Genomic DNA, 1105 nt, shown 5'->3' with positions numbered 1-1105 from the left:
TCGTCGGCCGAGCGCACGGTCGTTGCACAGTTCGTGCGCGACTGGACCACCGATGTCGCGCGGCTCCAGTCGCTGCTCGGGCTCGCCCGCGAAGCCGATCGACTCGACGGCACCCTCGCCGAATATCGTGCGCAGCAACGTACTACCGCAGCGTCGATCGAACGCACCGTGCACTCGCAGGCCTCGATGCCCGAGCAGATCTCAGCAGTCGAATCACGGGTGGCACGGGCGTCCTCGGCTGCGGCAGAGCTGCCGGGCCTCGAGGAGCGCTGCGGTCGGGCTCGCACGGCAGCCGAGTCCGCACTCGAATTGGTGCGCAAACGCGCGACTCTGGCCGCGGCCGAACGTGCCCGCGACACCGCCGGAGCGGCGCACAACACGGCCTGGGAGCACCTGCTCGATCTCCGTGAGCGACGCATCGACGGGATGGCAGCCGAGCTGGCGGCCCGTCTGGAGGCGGGGGGAGCCGTGCGTCGTGTGCGGATCGGAGGTGCACCCCCATCCCGCTGCAGCGTCCACATCGACGGTGACCAAGGCACAGGAAGACAAGGCCGCCGCCGCAGAACGTAAGGCTGCTGCTGCGCTCGACCAGGCGGTCGCGGTTGTCGCAGAAGCGCAACGCGGCGTGGACCTGCTGCACGACCGCACCGGCGGGGCCTCCGCTGCGGACTTGACCCGAATTCTCGATGCCGCAACCACCGCAGTGCAGGACGCCCGCACGCGTGCCGCCGATGTGGAACCCGCAACCGCAGAACTGAATCGCCTGCGGAGCGAGTCCGACGCGCTGACGGTCACACTCCACGACCTCGTGGCCTCGCGTAGTGCCGTGGACGAACGTATCTCGCTACCGAGGAATCGCTGGCGCAGATGCGTGCGTCGATCGCCGAGGAGGTGGACGAGGGCGCGTCGCTGACAGACCGAATCGCGGAGCGGGAAGCCTTGATCGACGGTGCCCGGCGAATCCAGGACGCGCGTATCGCCTGGCTCGACGCCACTGCTCGCGCCGATGAGCTGGCAGCCGAACTGGACCGACGGGTGAAGGCGTCGAACTTCGAGTCCGTCGACGCGGCGGCCGGGGCAGTGCTGGCCGCCGACCGCGTCGAGC

Annotated in this window: 2 protein-coding genes and 1 pseudogene; all 3 read left to right on the top strand. The window is 69.7% G+C overall.

What is annotated here, in order from left to right; translation table 11 throughout:
* Positions 1 to 570: pseudogene (locus RHBS_RS29445) on the top strand (hypothetical protein); the annotation flags it as partial.
* Positions 527 to 913, top strand: a complete 387-nt coding sequence (locus RHBS_RS27935; RefSeq protein WP_128646933.1) for a hypothetical protein — start codon at positions 527 to 529, stop codon at positions 911 to 913. The pseudogene RHBS_RS29445 and the gene RHBS_RS27935, both read left to right, overlap by 44 nt.
* Positions 868 to 1105: hypothetical protein (locus RHBS_RS27930; RefSeq protein WP_145977665.1), on the top strand; the 238-nt coding region annotated here is incomplete at its 3' end. The genes RHBS_RS27935 and RHBS_RS27930, both read left to right, overlap by 46 nt.

The sequence above is a fragment of the Rhodococcus sp. BS-15 genome (genome assembly GCF_000813105.1).
Classification (GTDB): Bacteria; Actinomycetota; Actinomycetes; order Mycobacteriales; family Mycobacteriaceae; genus Rhodococcoides.
Note: the sequence above shows the minus strand (reverse complement) of the source record. Positions and strands in the feature narration are given on the sequence as shown.